Consider the following 22,684-nt stretch of genomic DNA (forward strand, 5'->3'; position numbering starts at 1 on the left):
GCTACAACAATATTAAATCGAATTTAGGTAGATATATCAAGGGAGGTAGAGGGATAAACCGAAAGATTGCATGAATGTTATATGATACTTTTATAGAACATAAAGGAGTGAGTTCATTGAAAAAGATAATACAATTAGCAAATCAATCAGAAATAGAAGTAGGTATGGCAGGACTTCCAGATTGCCCAACCCTCATGTTACCCATCGCTAAAAAATCTGTGTACAATCAGGAAGCAGAAAACTTAAAGCTGTGGGGAGTAGATCCCGAATTAGGCAAACATTTTGTTGAAGGACTTGCGGATACGTTTCAAGTGCTTTATTTCGATTATGAAGGTCATCTATTTCAATATCCAGAGGAAAATCTAACAGCAGATCATATTGTGAAGGATCTTCTCCACATTGCGGATGAAATGAATGTTACAAGCTTTAGTTACTACGGTTATTCCTGGCTTGCGTTGATTGGATTGCAAATGGCTATAAGAACAGATCGCTTGGAGAGTTTGGTAATGGGAGGTTTTCCACCCTATAATGGCCCCTATCAAGAAATGAGGGTTGTAACCCATAAAACACATACACAAGCTTTGAGTAACCAAAATGATCCTGTGGAAAGCCCAGCAGGACCGGAGAGTCCAAACGAAATGGATTGGGACAATATAAAGGTTACCATAGATACCCGTGTTACAGCACAATTTGTCACTCTATATCAGAGCCTCACAGCCTTTGATGATCGCAGTATTCAACATTTGCTTAGTCTCCCTAAACTAGCTTTTGCAGGTGGAAATGATACGATCGTTTACGGTGAAAATTTCGGGAACGTTACCGTTGACATCGTCGGGTTGTTAAAAAGAAATAAGGAGACGCTGGCTGATTTAGGTTGGGATGTTGAAATCCTTACGGGAGCCCAGATGGACCATACAAAAGCTATGCAACCAGCAGTAGTCTTACCACTGATTAAGCCTTGGTTTATGAACGTGTTACTAAAAAATACTGGATTGTAATTGTGGCAGATACAAAAATCCAGTGAATAAGGTATCCCAAAAGAACAATACTTTTTAGGGTAAAATCTTTAATTTGAAGAGATTAAATAGTAAACGATCTATGATAAGATTCCATATGTAATCGCTTACATTAATATATATGGAAGGAAGTGGTGTTGCGAATCTGCCCCACAAGGAATTGCTTCGACTACTAGAAATACAGACAAGCAGTATGTAGGTATGTAGTGACAAAAAATTTCAGGAGGTAGATTATGTTTAAATTTAACAAGAAAATCGTGACTGTAATTATGGCAGCTACAATGAGTTTCAGCTTGTTTGCAGCAACCTCAAGTGCAGCGACAGACTATTGGCAAAATTGGACCGATGGTGGCGGAACAGTAAATGCTACTAATGGATCTGGTGGGAATTACAGCGTTACATGGTCAAATACTGGTAACTTTGTTGTTGGTAAAGGTTGGAATACTGGATCCCCATCTAGAACAATAAACTACAATGCAGGCGTCTGGGCACCATCCGGCAATGGGTATTTAACTCTGTATGGGTGGACGAGAAACTCCCTCATAGAATATTACGTCGTTGATAGCTGGGGCACTTATAGACCTACTGGAACTTATAAAGGTACCGTGACCAGTGATGGAGGCACATATGATATATATACGACTACGAGAACGAACGCCCCTTCTATTGATGGTACGGCAACCTTCACACAGTTTTGGAGTGTAAGACAATCCAAGCGAGCAACGGGAAGCAATGTTGCGATCACTTTTGCCAACCACGTTAATGCTTGGAAAAGTTACGGAATGAATCTGGGCAGCAGTTGGTCTTATCAGGTGTTAGCGACAGAAGGATATCAAAGTAGCGGGAGCTCAAACGTAACAGTATGGTAACTTGAGCATCGGACCAGCTCAGGCATCTCCAGATTATTAAAATAACTATTAATCACTATCATTGCTAAGGTTGTCGGTCCACAGCCGGCAGCCTTAGATCATTCAACAAATGATACTTAACTACATACCAGTGGTTGGAAAGGAGATATATCCATGAGAAAACTATTAATTTCTCTTTTAATAGTAGTTGTTATCAGCGCTTGTTCGCAAGAAAAGCCTGAACAGAAGGATACTTATGTATTAGTCAAAGGCGGGACTTTCATTAACACAAATTCCAACTACAAAAGTACAACTATATCAAATTTCTATATCGGCCAATATGAAGTGACTCAGAAAGAGTGGGTTGAAATAATGGGAAGCAACCCTTCAGCATTCAAAGGCGACAACTTGCCAGTAGAAATGGTTAATTGGTATGACGTAATAGATTACTGTAATAAAAGAAGTATAAAAGAGGGGTTCAAACCCTATTACAATATAGATAAAAATAAAAAAGATCCGAATAATAAGAGTGATAACGATAATTTAAAATGGACAGCAACGCTCAATGCAGGAGCTAATGGTTACCGATTGCCTACTGAAGCAGAGTGGGAATATGCTGCAAGTGGAGGACAGTTGAGCAAAAGTTACACCTACAGTGGAAGCAATAAAGCAGATGAAGTAGCATGGTATTGGCAAAATGCTGGAGACAAATACTTATCAGGAGATTGGAACTGGCCGATCATAGAAAACAACCACAACAAAACAAAATCTATCGGTGGCAAAAAACCTAATGAGCTAGGTCTTTACGATATGTCAGGGAATGTAAGGGAATGGTGTTGGAACTGGTACGGAGATATAGATAGTAACAGCGGTTCTTTCCGGGTTGTAAAGGGTGGCGGGTGGATCGGCGGTATCAGCAACAACGAGATTTCTTTTCGGGGAAAGTTCGAAGCGAATGGTATGGGTCCTGATCAAGGTTTTCGAGTAATTCGTGGTGAGTAGAGGGGAACAAGACATACCAAGTATAATCGGAAAAAGCTGAAAAGGGTTTGATTAATAAACAAGCTTTGCGCTCGAATATAATCAAACCCCAATATGTATGTTTGCTATATTTCTTCGATCATTTGGATTAATTTTGACAACGCACTAGAAAAAACCGCGTTCCGGCGATACACAAACCATACCTGCAAATCTCGATATCCTTCAGGCAGACGGTGGGAAGTAATTACTCCCGCCTCTTCAGCCTTGGAAATCGAAGATTGGGGCAGCATAGACACGCCGAGTCCTGCGGTAACCCCACTTAGAATTACATCTAACGTTCCGTATTCCATAATCTTATGAGAGCTCATCCCGCTTTCATTTAGGAAACTCTCAGCTTTGGCGCGATGTGTACATCCGACGTCGAAAAACAACATTGGCTTTGTAAGCAATTCGCGCATATCGCTCTTACCTGGTTGTGAGATAAGCACCAGCTCCTCTTCGAAAGCAACAACATGTTCTATATCAGGCTGGTCAATGGGCCCATAAACAAAGGCTCCATCTAGTTGGTAATCAAGCACCTTTTGTAAGAGGTTATGCGTTTCTCCCGTTATAAGCGATAGATTAACCTCGGGATATCGTAAGTGATATTCGGTTAGCAGAGGCGTTAGATGAGTAGCCGCTGTTGTTTCGATGGAACCTAGACGGAGCGGACCAGCAGGGTGCTCAGAGTATTGTGTGGTTATCACAGCCTCGTCCATTAGTAATAATATTTTGTCTGTATATACCAGTAAGTTCTCACCTGCCGGCGTTAACGTCATCCCTCGATTGGATCGACGAAATAGGGGGATTTTCAGCTGAGCTTCTAGATACTGAATCCGGTTCGTCACATTTGATTGGACATAATTCAAGACTTGAGCAGCCTTCGTTATGCTACCCTCGCGAGCAACCGCTTGAAATATTCTCAAATCTCCACTTTCCATTTCCTTTGCACCTTCTTGGTATGATGATTTATGATAGTCACCTTCAGTTTTGATCATTTTACTGGATTACACCCACTATGTAAAATTTATTATAGATTCATTAATAACAACTTGAGGAAGGGGCTTAGATGATGAAAGCCATTATACATGCTGGAGAAGGTGGCCTGAAGGGCTTGAACTATAAAGAGATTATGGATAAAAGACCGGGGATTGGAGAAGTGAAGGTTAGGTTAAAGGCTGCAGGGCTAAACCACAGGGACTTGTTTATCATGGATGCCAGAACAAAACAGGATGTTCCTTTGATTATCGGTTCTGATGGTGCGGGGAGAATTGAAGCAATAGGTGAAGGTGTGCTTGATCATAATGTAGGTGAAGATGTCATCATTAATCCGTGCATCGGATGGGAACATACCGATAATGTTCCAAACGTTCCAGCCATTGTTGGGGGACCTTCAGAAGGCACATTCGCTGAGTCAATCATCATTCCTGCGCAAAATGCCATCAGCAAGCCAGCTTACCTGTCATGGGAAGAAGCCGGCGTGCTGCCCTTATCTGCCTTAACAGCCTATCGGGCGCTATTCACTAGAGGCCGCTTAAAGAAAGGTGAACATGTTCTTATACCTGGCATTGGTGGTGGGGTTGCGACTTATGCCATGATGATGGCTTCAGCGGTGGGTGCACGTATCAGTGTCACTTCACGCAGTGAAACGAAAAGACAAGCTGCTCTCGCTCATGGAGCTGATCATGCGTTCGACAGTCATAGCAACTGGAAGGAAAGCATGAAAGGAGACACCGTTCATCTCATCCTCGACAGCATTGGGCCTGCGACGTTCCCACATTACTTTGATATTATTAAACCCAATGGACGTATTGTTACGTTTGGTGCAAGCTCAGGAGATCGAATCGAAATCCCGACGCGAGCCATATTTTTCCCGCAAATTAGTATCATAGGTAGTTCAATGGGAAGTAGTGAAGAGTTTGCGGATATGCTTCAGTTTATGGAACACCATTCGATTCGACCTATCATTGATCGAGTGTATCCTTTACAAGACACAGTTCAAGCCTTTCACCGAATGCAGCAGGGAGAACAATTTGGTAATATCGCGATAAGAATAGAATGAGCGGAGTCCATTATAACTGGAATTCAAATGCCAAATATATCGATTTCGGAGACAGGAAACCACTTTTTCGAAGCCACATCTTTAAAAAATACTTGAATAGTGTAGGTGCCCTTTGTAGTAAAGGAATATGTATACTCATTGGTTTTGAACCAAAAGTTTTCTTCGCTGTTCTTAATTTGTTGAGCATCAATGGTTTCTGTTTTATCCGCAGGATCGGTGATCACAACCTTAATATCTGAAATTTCAGTTTTTAAATGATCCACCTGTAATAGAGTAGAAAATGCAAAACGTGACGGGCTTTTTACTTTACCAAAAATCTCTCCGTTATTATCGAGCATTACCATGTTTATGTTAGGCTTGTAGATTCGAACGGTTTTACCTGATTCATCCAAGGTGAATAGTGCAAATAAATCTTTAGACAATTGTTCAGTCGTCAAGGAAATCGAACCTTCGGACAATATTGCGGGCTGTTTTTGAAGCACATTATTCAAATATAATGAAACTTCAGATGAGCCAGCTGCAGCATAAATTACGGTTCCCGGTAAAATCATGATGCAAAATCCTAAAAGAATCAGCTTCCTTATTTTTCTCAATGATTTTCCCTCCTATAGAGCTTTATGTTAATTATACCCATAAGATGGAAGATAGTTTCTTTTACACAATTAATAAAATATAAGAAGGTCAGTAGAGGGAAATACCCTTACCTGACCTTCTTGGTGTTAAATGAGAGAGTTATTATTTGAACCGTCTAATGGTAAATTGAAAAGCTGTTCCTTTTCCCGGTTTGCTTGTAACCGATATTTTTTCTCCCAGACCATTTACAATTTCCTCGGCGATAGCAAGCCCAAGACCACTTCCTTTTTCATTATGGGACTGTTCGCTTTTGTAAAATCTTTCAAAGATATAAGGGAGGTGCTCTTTTGCAATACCGGGTCCATTGTCTGATATCTGCACAGTTACAACCCTCGAATGCACAATAGCATCAAAAGTTATTTTCCCATCCTCCTGAACGTATTTCATGGCGTTATCCATCAAAATATTGACTAATTGCAACACTTTATCTTTATTAGAAAAAACATCTGGAAGGTTTCTGGCGTTATCTGTAATCTCAAATACAATGCCCATTTCATCGGACAAGAAAGAGTATTTAGACTCAATAAGCATGACTAATTCCTGAGTATCTATTTTTTCTTTATTCCAAGTTTCTTTTTTATTTTGCATTCTTGATAATTCCAGTACATCATAAATCAATCGTTGCAAGCGCGCACATTCGGATAAAATAATTCCATAGTATTTATTTGTTTTTTCTTCATCTTGAATCATTCCATCTGCCAGCGTCTCCGTTAAAGCTCTGATAGAGGCAATGGGAGATTTCAGCTCATGGCTAATATTCGCTATATAATCCCGACGAGTCTTTTCAAGCTGCTTCATCTCCTTTAGATAGGAGGATATAAAGAAGCTGATTATTAGTGTGCCTAACAGAAGGGTACCTGTAAAAACGTAATAGAAGCCATTCAATACCGCCTGAAATTCACTACCAGGTTCTAATAAAAAGACGACTCCGACCGCTTGTTTATCCTGAATAATAGGTGCACCTACGACAATGGATTTACTCGGAAACCCCTTAATATTTTTAATCGCAGCGAATTTATTGTACTTAATTACTTCGGGAATATAATCTATAAGGGCATCCTTGAATTCTTCCGATGTAACATTGAAAAAAAGATGCTTATTTTCGTCACCAGGTGAAAGGTCATTCCCCTCTAAATCATACACCTTCATAAGATACGGTTTAAAACCTCGAATGCTCATCTCATTTTGTGCCATTTCAGCAGCTATAGCAGAGGCCTGAGGCAGCATATCTTTTAATTTATAATTCAAAAAAAGCTGTTTAATAATCAAGGTTCCTCCAAGTTGTCCTAAAATGAAACAAAAGAGGATGGCCAGATAAATCACTTTTTTGTTGGAAGTTACTTTTTTCATGTGGAAGTCTCCATTTTGTAGCCCATCCCATAAACAGACTTGATTTCAAATCCCAAATTCTTTTCAGGCAGTTTTTTTCTCATTCTTTTAATGAGATTATCAACGGCTCTAGTATCACCGAAATAATCATAACCCCAGACCTTATTTAAGATTTGTTCTCTTGAAAGCACCTTGTTTTTATTAATTGTAAAATAGATAAGCAATTCGATCTCTTTAGGTGTAAATTCCATTCGTGATCCATTAATTTTGATATTAAAAGCATTTCGGTCAATCTTCATTTCTCCCAGCGTCAGGATGGCGTCTTCACTTGGAAAGGTGTAATGAGTGCGTTTTAAAATGGTTTTTACTCTTGTGACGACCTCCCGGGGGGAGAACGGTTTTGTAATATAGTCATCTGCACCAATTTCCAAACCTAATATGCGGTCAGTTTCCTCACCTTTTGCGCTCAGCATTATAATCGGGACGTTACTAGTCAAGCGAATCTTACGACAGACCTCTGTCCCAAAAAGTCCAGGCAGCATAATATCTAGAATTATGAGATCAAAATGCTGATCTTCCAATTTGTAAAGAACTTCCTCACCATTGTATACGGATTCCTATTCCATATTTTCCGCCTGTAAATAAGCAGATATGCTCTCATGTACAGCTATATTGTCATCACAAATTAGTATGTTCACTTTACCCTGCATAGCTACCACCTTTATTCCGATATCTTGGACCTTATTGTATGTAAATTGTCTAAAAGGAGCAAGGAAGACTGCATGTTCGTGAGGGAAATAATCGCATTCTACATGGAATGGAAAGAGACCGATTGAAGGATCGGCCTCTTGTAACCAGAATAAGTTACTGTTCTATTATTTATTACTGTCCTTATAGATGTTAGAAGTATCTATACTTATGGTGTGCGTTCCAGCATCCCATTCCAAATTAAAATCAAGTGATTTTGCAATATCCCTCAGCTTAAAATACTCACTACCGCCGATATTATAGCCCGTTACTGAAATCTCTTGTCCGTTCAAAGTTATCTTAGTGGCTGTCATAACACCGGTCTTTGAACTAGTATTTACAGATGCTGAAAGTTCAATGCCCGTCGGAGTGTACGTTTTGTCAGATGTAATGTTTAAAGTATTTGTATTTTCATCCGATGTCACTTCAAACTGTTGTGTAGTGTTGTTTACAACCATAGCAATGTCCCGTAATTTAAAATAGTTGCTGCCGTCGATATTGTACGCGTTAACAGATATCTTGTTACCATTCACCAACAATGATGATTTGGAAGGAATGGCAGCTGCGGATGCTTTTGGTGAAGTAGCACTAACCTTGTCCGCCCAAGCAAAAAGCTCATCCAGATCGTAATCTCCGCTGTGTGGAATATCCCAAGCCATTGCAAAGTCAACGTTTGAACCTTTGTTCTCAAGCTCTGTTGCCAATATAGTAGAAACAGCGAGGGAGGTATCACTATCCTTGGTTCCCATCCGAATCCGCCAATTATTTGTAGTGGTTGTTCCCTCAGTGCTGATATAGTTCATTGGATTCATCATTTTCACTAGATTCTGGTCAGCAAGTGTTCCCCCCGCTGTATCATGCTCCAAACTGAACTGAGTAAAATGCTGTGCAGCGACATTCGCTGTGCCGAATAGATCGTTTTCACCATTGCTCAGGTCTAAACCGTCAAAGGCTCCAGGCAGTTTCATTCTGCCCAAGTATGCAAGATATTGATCATAGTCGATATCCGTAACAGTGCCATTTTCAATGGTGATCCAGGTTTTGTCGGACAGATCTGTACCCGATTTTAACGCTTTTTGCGCTGAAGCGATCACAAAAGCTTTGATGTAATCTTTAAAGGTGCCATTGCCGTCCGCATCCATCTTCAAAGCTGTTCCGTCAGTATTCGTAAGTCCTAGACTATTGACGTATTCAGGGAACATAGCTTCCAGTTCGTTAGATACCTGAATCTGATCCTCCGTCAATGTTCCTTCTACCAACGTTCTTTCCATGTTAAAATCCGTATTTCCGGAGAAATCAAGTTTTTCATAAGTGTTAATTCCGTTGAATTGCCACTCATAAGCTGCATCTGCGTTATCTAGATTCGTAATCGGCGTGTAGGCCGAAACGGCAAAAACGTCGTCACGCTCATCAGCTGCTCCGATCGCTTCCAAATAAGGCTTATATTCCGCATTGTTGCCGGTAGCACCCAGTAATGCGGAGAGCGCGCCGCCAGCACTTGTGCCGTTAGAGATGATCTTCTCGGCGTCACCAGGCATAATGTCGTCGTTAAAGCGAAGGTAGCGGACAGCCGCCTTCAGATCTACGATAGCTGCGGGTGCCTTACCAGTGTAAACACCTTTTTCGTCCTTTGTAGTTCTACCGCGAGCGCCTGGAGATGCGACCACATAACCTTTGGACAGGGCAACTGCGATAGCACTGGGAGATTCAGATGAAGGTGTTCCTGCGTTTTCGTCTTTACCCGCAGCGGGTTTATTCAATTCCGTTCCTGTATCGGCGCCTGGGGCTGCTGCGGATTCCTTGTCTGTTTTCGGAGCGCCGTTCTGTGGACCTGCCCCCATACCCATTCCTTTACCTGTTTCAGTACTACCTGGCTGAGCAGGCATATACCCGCCAACCTGGTTTGGGAAGAAGATAGGTGCGGTATCGGCGGTGTAACTACCGATCGACTTACCCTGGAAGTATTCCTCAGGGACATAGACGTTCATAGTTTCATAATTAATATCTACAGGGTTCTTTACATAAACGATATTCTCATATGCCCGATAAGTGACGGATTGACCATCCACCGTTATGGTCTTTGTAGTATAGTTAGTCGCATTGAATTTCAAGCTATACTCGCTGTTAGTTGCTGCACTTGCAGATCCTGTAGCGAAAGAGAGGCTCATCAGAGAACATGTGAGGATAGGGGCAATCCATTTTTTAAGTTTCATTTCGTATCTCCTTTTTCTAAAAATAGTAGATAATCTCATCAGTCTCTTTTGTACTAATCTGAATTAAACAGTGTCATATACCAACTCCTTCTTTTAAGGCCAACAAACGTTATCAATTAACTCTACTCAGGAGCTCGGATAAGAATGTAACAAAACATTGTGGCATAAAAATAGCATTGGTACTGGATTTCATTTGACAGTAGAGATGAGTTTGGTAAAATTTACATAGGTTATATCAATAGGAGGTTAGCAATGGATATCGCCATTGAGTTAATTGAAAGTATGTTGGTTAAATTTAGATCGGAAAAGAAATGGACGCTCCAAGCAATCGAGCAATGTACCCAAGAGGATATTACATGGTCCCCAACCGTGGAAAGTAACAGTATTGCAAATTTGGTTGCTCATATTAGCGGAGCAGTACACTCACGAATTGAAACCATTCTTTTAGATATTCCTGATACAAGAGATAGAGAGAGGGAGTTTGAAAGAGGTCTAGAAATGACTAAAGAACAAGCTATAACCATGACCAGGGATGCTTTTGATATTATTATCCAATATCTTGAACGGCTCCAATCTAACCCGGAGTTATTGATGTCACAACCCTTTCTTAATTTGCCACCACTTACATATAGCCAAGTAAATAACGAGACCACTGCTCTTAATCTCATGATAGCGATGGTGAGAGAAGTCCATTATCATACAGGCCAAATCATCTATGCAGCAAAAATAAGAAAGGGACAGCTTGTATGGCAATAATAGTTTAACTAGAGGAACGCTGCATACACTAACAAAGGACTGCCAAGAGGCAGTCCTTTGTTCATTCTAACTAGAATCCCCTCACACTGCTAGGGGTTACTTTTTTATGCTTTTTGAAGGTGCGGCTGAAATAGTAGATATCGCTGAAGCCAGTAGTGGTAGCGATTTCAGAAATCGTTAGCTGGGTATGGCGGAGCAAATAATCTGCACGGTCTAAACGGACAGCATTTACATATTCCGATATCGTATGCCCAGTTAGTTCCTTAAAGAGACGGCTGAAATGGAAGCGGCTTAGCCCCGTTAGCGCCGCAAGTTCGTCAACTTGAATCGGTTCCTGGTAATGGGTATCGATATAACGCAAAACAGGTGCGAAGCGTTCAACGGTCTGAATACGCCTCTCTTGCTCAGCTTGTGAGAGTACGGTGACGATATGTCTGCGCAACAACAGCGTTAACAGGCGGTATAGCTCGGACTTGACGGCCAGCTCGTAACCAAATTCGCGACGTTCCAGTTCCCGAATAATCGCCAAAGCACAGTCAGTAATATGCTGATCCCCCCGGATATGGTTACGTAACAGCAGCTGGTTCCGCTGAATCGGGGCGATGAACTTAGTTTCGGCAGCGTCGCTTACCGCACTATGCAGCAAAGAAGTATCTGCAATAATCGCATAATACAATAAATCAGAAGAAGCGCTTACCCCATAATGCAGCTCGTTGCTGTTCACAGCAACTAAATCGCCAGCCCGAACGTTGATCGGTGTTCGTCCGCACTCAAAAACAGCCTCACCACTTTCAATAAATATAAACTCAAGATGCTCATGCCAATGATGGGGGAACAACATAACTCCTTCTTGGTTGAAACGCTGGGTATGTACTTTAATCGGAAACTCGGGATCCGGCATGTCCATGGGTTCCTGTAGATGTTTATCATAGTCCAACATTTATAGACTGCACCTCCTATAGCACAATTGTACAAATGAAACCGCAAGGCTCTGCATGGTGTTTAGGGTTGAAATCATTATAATACGAATCATAACCTATGCAAAATAAAGGAGCGAGTGTTAATGGATAAGATCAAAATTGGCGTAATAGGTACGGGCTCTATCTCCGGCATGCACTTAAGTGCTTATCGGAATAATCCGCAGACAACCATATATGCGGTATGTGATCTGAATGAAGAACGTGCACGCGAAGTGGCTACAGAATATAACGTCGAGAAAGTATACACGGATTACCGTGAATTACTGGCCAATTCCGAAATAGATGCAGTAAGCATCTGCACATGGAACAACTCTCATGCCGAGATCAGCATCGCGGCGCTTGAGGCAGGCAAGCATGTGCTTGTGGAAAAGCCGCTTTGCCGTACGGTTGAAGAAGCGCTTCAGGTCCAGCAAGCTGTGGAAAAGAGCGGCAAGATTTTGCAAGTAGGCTTTGTACGACGTTATGACTCCAATGCCCAGCTCCTTCAGACGTTGGTGGAACAAGGAGAATTCGGCGAAATCTATTATGCAAAAGCAACGACGTTCCGGAGACTAGGCAATCCCGGCGGCTGGTTCAGTGATATTGAACGCTCCGGCGGCGGACCGCTGATCGATATTGGTGTCCATGTGATTGATCTATGCTGGTATTTGATGGGCCGTCCGAATCCAGTATCGGTAAGTGCTAATACCTACCGGAAGCTCGGCAATCGTTCTAATATTAAGAATCTCTCATTCTATAAAGCCGCCGATTACGACGCAGCGAACAATACGGTGGAAGATTTAGCGAATGCACTGATTCGCTTTGAGAATGGAGCTTCGCTAATGGTCGATGTCAGCTTTACACTGCATGCCAAAGAAGACGAGCGTTCGGTACGCCTGTATGGTGACAAGGGTGGTTTTGAAATTGATCCTGAGATAGTCATTGTTAAAGAACAGGCGGATACGATCGTCAATACCTATCCGCAGACCGATAATAAGGGGTTTGAGTTCAACAGTGCATTCCAGAATGAAATTAATCATTTTGCGAGCAACATCAGTACCGGCTCTACACCAATTAGTCCTGTGCAAGACGGCGTTACAATCATGAAGATACTCGGCGCGATCTATGAATCCGCAGCCAAAGGTGAAGAGGTGAAACTATGAAGTTAGGAATCAGCACTTACAGTTTGCATTCGGCTTTTTCAACGGGTGAGCTCACGCTTGAAGGAGTCATTGAGACGATCGCCGATCTGGGCGCAGAACATGCGGAGATTGTACCTTTGGGTATCAATTTGGTTGAAAATCCTGAGCTAATAGATCAGATTGTACGAACAGCAGCGGGTCGTGGACTAGAGTTATCCAATTATGCTATCGGGGCGAACTTTGCCGGGCTGGAGACAGCGGAAATGCAGCGGGAAGTCGAGCGGGTAAAGCGGGAAGTAGACGTGTGCGCGGCATTAGGCATTCAGCGGATGCGGCATGATGTAGCCTCCTCAAACGATCTATCCATCACGCATTTTTTGGAAGAGCTTCCACGTTTGGCTGAAGCCTGCCGAGAAATTGCCGATTATGCCGCAGGTTTAGGCATTACGACCAGTGTGGAGAATCATGGATACTTTATTCAGCACAGCGATCGTGTACAGGCGCTGGTTCATGCGGTGGGTAGAGACAACTTCCGTACAACACTCGACATTGGGAACTTCCTGTGCGCAGATGAGAACCCGCTAATAGCTGTACCTAACAACATCAAGCTTGCTTCAATGGTGCATTTCAAAGATTTCTATATTCGTCCGCAAGACCGCCAGCCTGGCGAAGGTTGGTTCCAATCCTCCGGTGGGAACTGGTTGAGAGGTGCCATCGTTGGTCAAGGAGACATCGATATGCCGAGTGTAATTCGAATCGTTAAGGAAAGCGGTTACGATGGATATATCTCTGTAGAATTTGAGGGAATGGAAGAGTGCCGTAAGGGAACAAGACTGGGGCTGGAATACATCAAGCGGGTTTGGAACCAAATCTAATTCATTATACTGGAGGATTATGCCATGGTTAAACCAATTATCACTAATAAAATCGGTGTTATCGTAGACAGCTTTCAGGTTGGAGTGAAAGAGGGATTGCGCAAGGCAAATGAAGCTGGGGCAGATGGAGTTCAGATTTATGCGGTACAAGGCGAATTTGATCCCGCTACTCTCTCTCAGTCAGCACGCCGTGAATGGAAGGATTACATTGCATCGCTGGGTTTAGAAATCTCTGCCCTCGTTGGAGATTTAGGCGGACATGGCTTTCAGGACCCTGCCCAGAACCGTGCCAAAATTGAAAAGTCCAAGCGCATTATGGAGCTGGCCAAGGAGCTAGGTACAGATATCGTAACTACACATATCGGTATTGTTCCTTCTAACCCTGCCAGTAAAATCTATGAAACCATGCACATTGCCTGTGAGGAACTTAGCAGATATGCACATGAGATGAATTCTTATTTTGCGATTGAGACTGGGCCAGAACCCGCTGCACGTCTGAAGACGTTCCTCGACGGTCTGGGTTCCAGAGGGGTTTCCGTTAATTTTGATCCGGCCAATATGGTCATGGTGACTGGTGATGATCCGGTGCAAGGTGTTCATACTCTAAAAGACTACATTGTACACACCCATGCTAAAGATGGTCTCAAGCTTGCCGATATCGATCCTCGCGATGTTTACGGTCAATATGGTTATGAAGCACCAGCATTAGACCATGAGAAAATCGCTGAAATGGCCGAGACCGGCTCGGCATTCCGTGAAGTTCCGCTCGGAGCGGGTTCTGTTGATTGGAACAACTATCTGCAAGCACTGAACGACATCGGTTATACAGGATTCCTGACCATAGAACGGGAAGTTGGCACTAATCCGGAGGAAGATATCCGCCAGGCTGTGAATTTTTTAAAGGGTTTTCGGGTCTGAACACGGTAGTGATAAAGAATAAATAGTTCATTCAAACAGTCCCTGTGAAAAAAGATCCTACATCCATTGGGACTGTTTGTGTTATAGATTGTGCGGGAAAGACCTAGGACGGTAATGTTCTGAATTTGGAAAGAAGGTGTGACGATGACAGCAGAACGTTTGCTCCTCCGCCGGGCGAAAGTCCTGAATGGAGCGGAAGTGGACATTGTCATAGCTGATGGCAACGTAGTCCAGATTGTTCCCGGAGGCACCGCCGAAGACCATGGTTTCAAGGTCGTGGAAGCCAATGGGGCGTATGTCTCTAGCGGCTGGATCGACTTGCATGTACATGCGTTTGCAGAATTGAATCCGTATGGAGACGAGATCGATGAAATCGGAATCAAATGTGGCGTGACTACCCTCGTGGACGCAGGTAGCTGCGGAGCGGAGCGTATTGGTGAGCTGGCAGAGGCGGGGAAAAAGTCAGCAACGCAACTGCTTGCTTTTCTTAACATTTCAAAGATTGGCCTGATGCGAATTGACGAGTTGTCCCAATTAGAGTGGATTGATCATGAAAAGGTGCTTCAGGCGGTAGTTGCTTATCCTGAATTTATCGTAGGCTTGAAGGCCAGAATCAGCAAAAGCGTAGTGGGTGACAATGGCATTCAACCGCTTCAACATGCACTGGAGCTTTCGGAAAAGACCGGGCTGCCACTGATGGTACATATAGGCTCTGCACCGCCGGATATCCGTGAAGTTTTACCGCTACTTCAACGCAACGACGTGATAACCCATTATCTAAATGGTAAAAGCAACAATTTGTTCGATAAGGAGAATCGACCGCTCCAAGTGCTGAGAGATGCTATTGAGCGTGGAGTTCACTTGGATGTGGGACATGGTACAGCTAGCTTCTCGTTCGCTGTGGCCGAGGCGGCCAAACAAAACGGTATTGATCCGGATACGATCAGCACAGACATATACAGAGGCAACCGTATCAATGGTCCCGTCTACTCCATGGCGAATCTGTTGAACAAATTCCTTGCACTGGGATATTCCCTTGAAGATACAATTGCACGGGTGACAAGCAGAGCAGCCCAGTGGCTGGGACGCCCGGAACTTGGGGAGATTCGGATCAATAACAAGGCGAATCTGACCCTTTTTCGTGTGACGGATAAGAAGATTGAACTGGTAGATTCTGAGGGGGAACGCCGGGTAGCACAGCAAACCATTCAAGCAATAGGAGTGATCATAGGTGACAAATACATGGAATGCGAAATACGGCCTGAAAAGAGTTATTAATGCAAGCGGCCGGATGAGCATCCTCGGGGTATCGGCACCGACCGATACGGTGATGGAAGCTATGCGTCAAGGCGGACAGAGTTATGTGGAAATCGCCGATTTGGTGGATAAAGCGGGGGATTATGTTGCACGTCATACAGGTTCTGAAGCAGCGGTGATCGTGAACTCGGCTTCCAGTGGAATTGCTTTATCCGTGGCGGCGCTGGTAACCCGCGGTAATATTCGTACAAGTCTGCGGCTCCATCAGGATAGCATTGTTAGAAATGAAATTGTGATGCTAAAAGGTCATAACGTACAATACGGTGCACCAGTGGAAACCATGGTTTATCTCGGCGGCGGTAAAGTAGTGGAAGCAGGTTATGCCAATGAAGGACGGGCGGAGCATTTGGCTGCTGCGATCTCGGATCAGACTGCGGCTATCTTGTATGTCAAATCTCATCATGCCGTTCAGAAAAATATGATCTCTGTAGAGGAAGCTTGGGCTGTGGCCCAAACTCATAACGTCCCGCTTATTGTAGATGCTGCAGCAGAAGAGGATCTGCAGAAATACGTGCAAATATCCGATCTGGTCATTTATAGTGGCTCCAAAGCCATAGAAGGTCCAACATCCGGACTTGTGGCGGGAAAACGTCTTTATATTGAATGGCTGAAAGTGCAGCTTCACGGCATTGGCCGCAGCATGAAGGTTGGTAAGGAAACATCCTTCGGCCTGATGCAAGCGTTGGATGAATATGCTCACAAACAGGATACAAGCGAAAAGGAAAAAGCTACGCTCCAATTGCTGATGCCGCTCGATGGGCTTCCCGGAATTCGGGTAACTATCGTGCAGGATGAAGCAGGCCGGGCGATTTACCGTGGACGCATCCATGTGGACCCGAATCAGTGCGCAATAACAGCACTTGAGCTGTCCCAGCAGCTTCAACAAGGTGAAGTGGCTATTTACACTAGAGACTATGGGGTAAGGCAAGGTTATTTTGATATTGACCCGCGTCCGCTAATGGGTGATGACATAGAAATGATTACAGCGAGGATAAGGGAATTGACAGGAGGGCCAAGCAATGTCTGAAATTAACAAGCGGTTCTATAAAGGTCGGGTGGCCTTAAACGTATTGGCTAAGGATATAGAAAATGCCAAAGAGGTATTTGCTGCTGCCGAAGGTTATGTACTGGTCGGTGTATTGTCCAAAGACTATGCAACGGTAGAAGAAGCTGTGCAGGCGATGGAGGCATATGGGCGGGAAATTGACGGTGCGGTATCAATAGGACTAGGTGCGGGTGATAATCGGCAAGCTGCTGTTGTTGCAGAGATTGTCAAATCCTATGCTGGCAGCCACATTAATCAGGTATTCCCAGCAGTTGGTGCGACCCGTGCCAACCTTGGAGCGAAAGATAGTTGGATTAACAGTATGATCGCACCAACGGGACAACCTGGTTTTGTGAATATCTCCACCGGCCCGGCCAGTGCGGCACAATCTGTACCCGCTGTAATTCCCGTAAATGCGGCGATTGCATTGGTTCGGGATATGGGCGGAAATGCTTTAAAGTATTTTCCGATGCAGGGGCTGAGCCGTAAAGCGGAGCTAATCGCAGTGGCCAAAGCCTGTGCGGAAGAGGGGTTTGCGCTGGAGCCGACCGGCGGTATCGATCTGGACAACTTTGAAGAGATCTTGTCTATTATATTGGAAGCGGGAGTGCCGCAGGTGATTCCCCATGTCTATACATCGATCATCGATCCGCAGAGCGGAGCAACGAGAGTGGCGGACATACAACAGCTGTATCGGACGATGAAAAAGCTGGCGGATCAATATGCCTAAACATATCGCCGCTTTTGGTGAAATAATGATGCGGCTACAGGTACCGGGCTTTGAACTGTTATCTCAGGGTAACCTGCTGAAGTATTCGTTCTCCGGCACCGGAGTCAATGTACTGTCCGCATTGTCCCGATACGGACATCAAGGAAGCTTGGTGTCGAGGTTGCCTGCGAATCCTATTGGTGATGCAGCAACAGCCTATCTTCGGCGACTGGGCATCCAGCCGGAGCATATCCAGCGTGGGGGCTCAAGTATAGGGATGTACTTTCTTGAAAACGGATTCGGGGCTCGCCCCTCCCGAGTGACTTATTCCGGTCGCCCGGAGAGCAGCTTCAATACTGCTCCTCCGGGTACTTATCCATTCGCAGAGCTGGCAGACCTCGCGGATGCTGTTCATTTCTGCGGGATAACACTGGCAATGAACGATGATGTGCGAAAAGCGATGAAAACTTATGCAAAAACGGTTAAGCAACACGGTGGCCTTGTCGTTTTTGACTGCAATTACCGCCCATCGCTCTGGGGGGAGAGAGGCTATGAGCTGGCGCGCTCCCATTACGAAGACATGCTGCATTTGGCCGACATCGTGCTGATGAATGAAAAAGATGCAATGCTAATCCTTGGTATGAAGCCCGAAGGAACTTCAAGAGAAGAACAACTTCAGGAGCTGATTCCCACAGTAGCTTCACACTACAGTCTAAGTACGGTAGCAGGAACGCATCGGTCCATTCATGATGATAACCACCACTCGTTGCGCGGTTATATCTTCAAAGCCGGTTGCTTCGCTTATTCCGAGACCTTAACCTTTCCGGTGCTTGATAGAGTCGGGGCTGGAGATGCATATGCCAGTGGTATAATTCATGGTGAGCTGGAAGGTTTTGATCCTCAGCATTCTGTAGCCTTTGCGGCCGCGGCCGGAATGCTAGCCCACACAGTAGAAGGAGACTCTCCGCTGGCCTCCGAGCAAGAAGTTATTGGTGTACTGACGGGTGCTGTAAAAGATATATTGAGATAAAGAAGAAGCTGCCTTACAGGAGAACAGGCCTGTGCGGTGGCTTTTTTTATCGCTACAAACACTGTACTTTTGTTCAGGCCAAGAATCAGATCCAATGGTTACAGGCTAGATTTGGCTTAATTAGATCTTTTTAAATAGGTGCAAAATCTCATTTTTTGCAACTTTATCCTCTATCCGGCGTCAAAGAAGAGAGAATAAGAAGGGGGAGCCTATATGAAAAAGTTAAATCTACTAGCCCTTTTAGCAGTTATTTCAATAATCTTTGTTGGATGTACCAATACAGGGAATAAAGATAAAGGGAATCAAACGCTAATCGATCTGAGTTCTGTGGACTCCATTACAATCCATAATGATAGCGGCGGATTAATAACCATAACGGACCAAAAGCTAATAGAACGTTTCAATAAAGCTATACATACTGCTGAGTATGACAACGCGAAGCTTGATATTGCAGCACCTGATTATGAGGCTATTGTTGAATTGAAGAATAAAGAAAATGAAAAGTTCTCATTCTGGATTATGGGCAGTAATAATGGTCTTTTCACCAAATCAGGAGTAAATGGGCATTACAAGTTATCTGAAACGGATAAGGCTGCTTTGCTTACCTTATTTCAATCAAATGATCAGCATGTAGAATCCGATAATCTAAAGATAGATGAGACCATCAAGCGAATCACATTAGCAAACGCTCTAGCACATGGTTCAGTGAATGCTAACATAAAGGATGAATATACAGATCATGAAACCATAGATATTTTCGTCCGAGCCATCCGTACCGCTGAACAAATACCAGGAAATTTAAATACCGCAACGCCTAACTACGATATCGTTCTAATTTCAGATAATAATAAATATGCCTTTCATTTATGGATTAACGAGACAAGCGAGCAAGGCATGTTAATGAATGTGAACAAAACGGATACAGGCTACACACTTACTAACGAATCAACTGCCAAGTTAAAAAAGATTCTGTTCTCGGAAGCAAAATTTAATGGTTTGGAGTTTAATACAGAACGGAACTCTATTGGAGATCTGGTGGCCAAACCGATTGGCCTATCCGAAAATAACTATCTATTAAACGGTGGAGAAGTAGTTGAACTGCAAGGAATCGCTTATCATACCATTCATCTTTTCTATGGCGACCATAATGCTGTCAACGCTTTGTTAGCCCATGATCCTGCTTCGGATGAGGTAAAGGTGAAATGGAGCGACGAGCTCAACGATTCCAATAATCGATGGAATAATGCTTTTATGAGCAACTATAATATGCTAATCCCGCTGGATGAGGATCATCTATTATTTCTGGAATCGGATGTGACGAAAAAAGCTGGGCAATATCATTTGTCCTCATATAATGTTCTTACAGGAAAGATTGAACGACTTCGGGAAAACTTCTGGCCGCTTTCTGATGATTATGATTACATCTATAAATTTCAATGGAAAGCTGATGAGCAAAAATTGTTTATGCAGAGTTATCTCGGCAATGTATGGATCTTTGATCTGAAAACAGGAAAGGACGATGTTCATCTTCTGAAATATCGCGTAATCCCACATTCGACGACCGGGGCGCCATCCCTGTTCCTCTCACCAACTTTTAAAAGATTTGTACATGATGATGAGAGCGGCGAATTAACCTTTTACGATAATAAAGGAGTTTCTCTTCGTACTGTACCGTTACCACAAGAGCAATATGTACCTTCTGAGAAAATAAAGTGGAACCCGGCGGGCACGATTGCCTGGATGGATACAGCAGAAGTCAACGAAAACCGAATTCTTGACATCGATATCGATTATCTGAAAATAGCTGCACAAAAAATTAATTTTTATAATCAGGATGGTCTTTCCATCGGCTCCATTAAGACTGAAGGCAACCATGAAGATACAGCTATTGAAGTTGTAGGGTGGATGGACGCTAATGTAGCCGTGATAAAATCCTATACTGTAGAACTTATACACAAGGATAATGTAGGGCTTAATGTTAAGGATGTTTCTTATTATCTCTATGATGTAAAAAAGAAGCAGAAGGGGGCAAGCTTTTCGTCCAACCCTTCCCGTGCTACCGTTACTACAGATCTTCGAATGGGCGATGCCGATAATACGGGGGAAATCACTGTGAGTTTTAAAGAAATCACTTATAAAAAAGAAAAATAAAGAAGCCTCGGGAGTTCACCGTAACGATCACACAAGATCATTGGGTAAGCTTTCCGAGGCTTCTTTTTATATTTAAAAGACAAATATTTAAGAATTCTCGAATTCTATATTTGTCCCGCTGTAGAACGGACGGAGGACAGCAGGTCTAGCCGGAAGCCTTGTACTAGAGTGTCACCGTTCATAAGATCGGTCTCATACGCACGATTAAAGCCTAAGCGCTGGTACAGTTTGATGGCTGAAGACATCATTTCCGAGGTGTGCAGGTTCAAGGTGGTGGCACCCAACTGTAGTGATCTCCGTGCAGCATCGCGAATCAGAAGGGTTGCAACGCCAAGACCACGAGCGGATGGAGATACGGCTAGCAGACGTAGGATCGGGGAGTGAATCCCTAGCTCCGGTTTCCCGTAAGCCGTTTCCGAGGAGCTGAACAAGAGTGCGCTACCAACGATTTTCTTGTCGATTTCAGCGATGATCCGTACGAGCGGAGTATCACCATGAACGGAATCAAGAAGCGATTTTCGATACTCCAGCCACAACGGCTCAGGCATGATCTCCGAATATTGATGGTATGCATCTAACAGCACTTCGGCGATAGCATTACTATCTTTATTCTCAGCTTCACGGATAATGATCTTTTGTGACATGTTTTCGCTATCCCCTTTCAGACAAATGTAATGTTCATTCGAATGAAATTATTATATATGATAATTCCCAGTGGAATAAGAGGGGTTTTATAATTCTGATATAGGAATAGAAAAGTTCTATATGAAATAAACATAACGTTTGATTCAAAATCCGATTGATTTACACGGAATTAATTGTTGACAAAAAATAGGGCGATGACTAAGATATAAACAAAATCTATAGGAAAGCATCACTATAATTCATTGTTTTTTCATCGGAATAGTAAAATTAATAAAAGCATAGGGGGATTAGGGATGAACATTGAAAATATTGAGGCCTTTGTCTACATCAATCATTATGGAAGCTTCAATAAGGCGGCCGAAGTCCTATATATCTCACAGCCGACAGTAACGGCCCGGATCCAATCGCTAGAAAGGGAACTGGATTGCAAAGTGTTTGATCGGTTGGGGAAGCAGATTAACCTGACGGATAAAGGTAAACAGTTTCTACCCTATGCCCAGCAGATTCTCCAGATTTATCAGAACGGAAAATATCAGGTTCAGGCTAAGGGGCACATTCCAAATGAACTGAGAATCGGCAGTACGGTCTCGGTTTCCAATTATTTAATGCCCCATCTGATGCTTCATTTAAAGCGCAGATATCCTCATATCACAATCAAGCTGATGACAGCTTCTACGGAAGTATTGACTGAAAAGTTAAAATCGAAGGAGCTTGATTTGGCTTTTATCCGTAAGGTCGTTAATCCGGCAATTCAAACCTTTCCTTTCTGCGAGGACCCCATCTCACTGTATGTACATGAGGGACACCGCTTTGCTAAAGCACAGCGGGCTTCACTGGAGGATATCCGCCAGGAAACGTTGGTTTTTTTTGAATGCGGATCTTTGGATTGGATGCGGCTGCATCGTGTATTTGAGAGTATGGAACAACCACCGAAGATTGAATATCAGGTAGATAACCTGGAGACAGCCAAAAAGCTGGTATTGAAAAAAGCAGGCATCTGTTTCCTTCCCGCCCTCAGTGTGCAGGAGGAAGTGGCGGTTGGGTCACTGATCCGGGTGGATATTGCGGAGACGGAAGGTATCTCCTTGCGAACCAGCCTGATTTCGCTAAATGGAGAGAACGCAGAATTCATCGAAACCCTGCTTGAACTCGGGATTGGAAAAGTGGGAGATCGACTAATTGTATAGATGTATTAAAAAACTCTATTAGCGCATGGACACATGCAGTGATAAAGTTAATTGCATATAATCACGACTATTTCGATAGGGA

21 protein-coding genes and 1 pseudogene are annotated in these 22,684 nt (G+C 43.5%); 14 read left to right on the plus strand and 8 right to left on the minus strand.

Annotated features, from left to right (window positions below; all coding sequences use genetic code 11):
• Nucleotides 1–116 precede the first annotated feature (116 nt).
• The 3 genes from NSQ91_RS16065 (at nt 117) to NSQ91_RS16075 (ending at nt 2,866) form a co-directional block, all read left to right on the plus strand.
• Nucleotides 117–998 carry an alpha/beta fold hydrolase gene (locus tag NSQ91_RS16065; RefSeq protein ID WP_076303740.1) on the plus strand — a complete coding sequence of 294 codons (882 nt, stop codon included), beginning with the start codon at nt 117–119 and terminating at the stop codon, nt 996–998.
• A gap of 251 nt (nt 999–1,249) precedes the next feature.
• Nucleotides 1,250–1,885, plus strand: coding sequence for a glycoside hydrolase family 11 protein (locus tag NSQ91_RS16070; protein WP_076190353.1), 636 nt, complete (start codon nt 1,250–1,252; stop codon nt 1,883–1,885).
• Between the two features lie 153 nt (nt 1,886–2,038).
• Nucleotides 2,039–2,866, plus strand: coding sequence for a formylglycine-generating enzyme family protein (locus NSQ91_RS16075; RefSeq protein ID WP_076303739.1), 828 nt, complete (start codon nt 2,039–2,041; stop codon nt 2,864–2,866).
• Between the two features lie 104 nt (nt 2,867–2,970).
• Here NSQ91_RS16075 and NSQ91_RS16080 read toward each other — a convergent pair whose 3' ends face one another.
• Nucleotides 2,971–3,825 carry a LysR family transcriptional regulator gene (locus NSQ91_RS16080; protein WP_076303798.1) on the minus strand — a complete coding sequence of 285 codons (855 nt, stop codon included), beginning with the start codon at nt 3,823–3,825 and terminating at the stop codon, nt 2,971–2,973.
• Nucleotides 3,826–3,956: 131 nt separating this feature from the next.
• Here NSQ91_RS16080 and NSQ91_RS16085 point away from each other — a divergent pair, with 131 nt between their 5' ends.
• On the plus strand, nt 3,957–4,946 hold the full coding sequence (locus NSQ91_RS16085; protein WP_036677456.1) for a zinc-binding dehydrogenase: 990 nt from the start codon (nt 3,957–3,959) through the stop codon (nt 4,944–4,946).
• A 23-nt stretch (nt 4,947–4,969) separates the two neighbouring features.
• On the opposite strand, the gene NSQ91_RS16090 is transcribed toward NSQ91_RS16085, so the two are convergent.
• The 5 genes and pseudogenes from NSQ91_RS16090 to NSQ91_RS16110 form a co-directional block, all read right to left on the minus strand.
• Entirely contained in the window at nt 4,970–5,539 is a 570-nt protein-coding gene (locus NSQ91_RS16090; protein ID WP_076303738.1) for a hypothetical protein, read from the minus strand.
• 142 nt (nt 5,540–5,681) lie between these two features.
• Nucleotides 5,682–6,929 carry a sensor histidine kinase gene (locus NSQ91_RS16095; protein WP_076278484.1) on the minus strand — a complete coding sequence of 416 codons (1,248 nt, stop codon included), beginning with the start codon at nt 6,927–6,929 and terminating at the stop codon, nt 5,682–5,684.
• On the minus strand, nt 6,926–7,207 hold the full coding sequence (locus NSQ91_RS16100; protein ID WP_340921494.1) for a winged helix-turn-helix domain-containing protein: 282 nt from the start codon (nt 7,205–7,207) through the stop codon (nt 6,926–6,928). The genes NSQ91_RS16095 and NSQ91_RS16100 overlap by 4 nt, the downstream gene beginning before the upstream one ends.
• Before the next feature lie 75 nt (nt 7,208–7,282).
• Nucleotides 7,283–7,510 (minus strand): annotated as a pseudogene (locus NSQ91_RS16105) (response regulator); the annotation flags it as partial.
• 273 nt (nt 7,511–7,783) lie between these two features.
• Nucleotides 7,784–9,868 carry a subtype B tannase gene (locus tag NSQ91_RS16110; protein ID WP_218641819.1) on the minus strand — a complete coding sequence of 695 codons (2,085 nt, stop codon included), beginning with the start codon at nt 9,866–9,868 and terminating at the stop codon, nt 7,784–7,786.
• 252 nt (nt 9,869–10,120) lie between these two features.
• Here NSQ91_RS16110 and NSQ91_RS16115 point away from each other — a divergent pair, with 252 nt between their 5' ends.
• The gene (locus tag NSQ91_RS16115; protein WP_036677310.1) at nt 10,121–10,624 is read left to right on the plus strand and encodes a DUF1572 family protein; all 504 of its coding nucleotides are present in this window, start codon (nt 10,121–10,123) and stop codon (nt 10,622–10,624) included.
• Between the two features lie 70 nt (nt 10,625–10,694).
• Here NSQ91_RS16115 and NSQ91_RS16120 read toward each other — a convergent pair whose 3' ends face one another.
• Entirely contained in the window at nt 10,695–11,564 is an 870-nt protein-coding gene (locus tag NSQ91_RS16120) for a helix-turn-helix domain-containing protein (protein WP_036677307.1), read from the minus strand.
• A 123-nt stretch (nt 11,565–11,687) separates the two neighbouring features.
• Between NSQ91_RS16120 and NSQ91_RS16125 the strand changes: the two genes are divergently transcribed.
• The 8 genes from NSQ91_RS16125 (at nt 11,688) to NSQ91_RS16160 (ending at nt 20,770) form a co-directional block, all read left to right on the plus strand.
• The gene (locus NSQ91_RS16125; RefSeq protein WP_076125574.1) at nt 11,688–12,746 is read left to right on the plus strand and encodes a Gfo/Idh/MocA family protein; all 1,059 of its coding nucleotides are present in this window, start codon (nt 11,688–11,690) and stop codon (nt 12,744–12,746) included.
• A complete protein-coding gene (locus tag NSQ91_RS16130) occupies nt 12,743–13,600 on the plus strand; it encodes a sugar phosphate isomerase/epimerase family protein (protein ID WP_076125572.1) in 858 nt (285 codons plus the stop codon). Before NSQ91_RS16125 ends, NSQ91_RS16130 begins: the two co-directional genes overlap by 4 nt.
• Nucleotides 13,601–13,624: 24 nt before the next feature.
• Complete coding sequence (locus NSQ91_RS16135; protein WP_076278486.1) at nt 13,625–14,518, plus strand: sugar phosphate isomerase/epimerase family protein; 894 nt, start codon at nt 13,625–13,627, stop codon at nt 14,516–14,518.
• 144 nt (nt 14,519–14,662) lie between these two features.
• Entirely contained in the window at nt 14,663–15,796 is a 1,134-nt protein-coding gene (locus NSQ91_RS16140; RefSeq protein ID WP_076125570.1) for an amidohydrolase/deacetylase family metallohydrolase, read from the plus strand.
• A 13-nt stretch (nt 15,797–15,809) separates the two neighbouring features.
• The gene (locus tag NSQ91_RS16145) at nt 15,810–16,862 is read left to right on the plus strand and encodes a DgaE family pyridoxal phosphate-dependent ammonia lyase (RefSeq protein WP_370510742.1); all 1,053 of its coding nucleotides are present in this window, start codon (nt 15,810–15,812) and stop codon (nt 16,860–16,862) included.
• Nucleotides 16,855–17,610 carry a 2-dehydro-3-deoxy-phosphogluconate aldolase gene (dagF, locus tag NSQ91_RS16150; protein ID WP_076276547.1) on the plus strand — a complete coding sequence of 252 codons (756 nt, stop codon included), beginning with the start codon at nt 16,855–16,857 and terminating at the stop codon, nt 17,608–17,610. The genes NSQ91_RS16145 and dagF overlap by 8 nt, the downstream gene beginning before the upstream one ends.
• The gene (locus NSQ91_RS16155) at nt 17,603–18,619 is read left to right on the plus strand and encodes a sugar kinase (RefSeq protein WP_076303736.1); all 1,017 of its coding nucleotides are present in this window, start codon (nt 17,603–17,605) and stop codon (nt 18,617–18,619) included. Before dagF ends, NSQ91_RS16155 begins: the two co-directional genes overlap by 8 nt.
• 213 nt (nt 18,620–18,832) lie before the next feature.
• Nucleotides 18,833–20,770: a hypothetical protein gene (locus tag NSQ91_RS16160; protein ID WP_340918788.1), complete on the plus strand. Its 1,938-nt coding sequence runs from the start codon at nt 18,833–18,835 to the stop codon at nt 20,768–20,770.
• Nucleotides 20,771–20,874: 104 nt separating this feature from the next.
• Here NSQ91_RS16160 and NSQ91_RS16165 read toward each other — a convergent pair whose 3' ends face one another.
• Complete coding sequence (locus tag NSQ91_RS16165; RefSeq protein ID WP_076125562.1) at nt 20,875–21,414, minus strand: GNAT family N-acetyltransferase; 540 nt, start codon at nt 21,412–21,414, stop codon at nt 20,875–20,877.
• 294 nt (nt 21,415–21,708) lie between these two features.
• Between NSQ91_RS16165 and NSQ91_RS16170 the strand changes: the two genes are divergently transcribed.
• Nucleotides 21,709–22,602 carry a LysR family transcriptional regulator gene (locus NSQ91_RS16170; protein ID WP_076278492.1) on the plus strand — a complete coding sequence of 298 codons (894 nt, stop codon included), beginning with the start codon at nt 21,709–21,711 and terminating at the stop codon, nt 22,600–22,602.
• The last annotated feature ends 82 nt before the right edge of the window (nt 22,603–22,684 follow it).

The sequence above is a fragment of the Paenibacillus sp. FSL R7-0048 genome, from assembly GCF_038004505.1.
Taxonomy (GTDB): domain Bacteria; phylum Bacillota; class Bacilli; order Paenibacillales; family Paenibacillaceae; genus Paenibacillus_AQ; species Paenibacillus_AQ odorifer.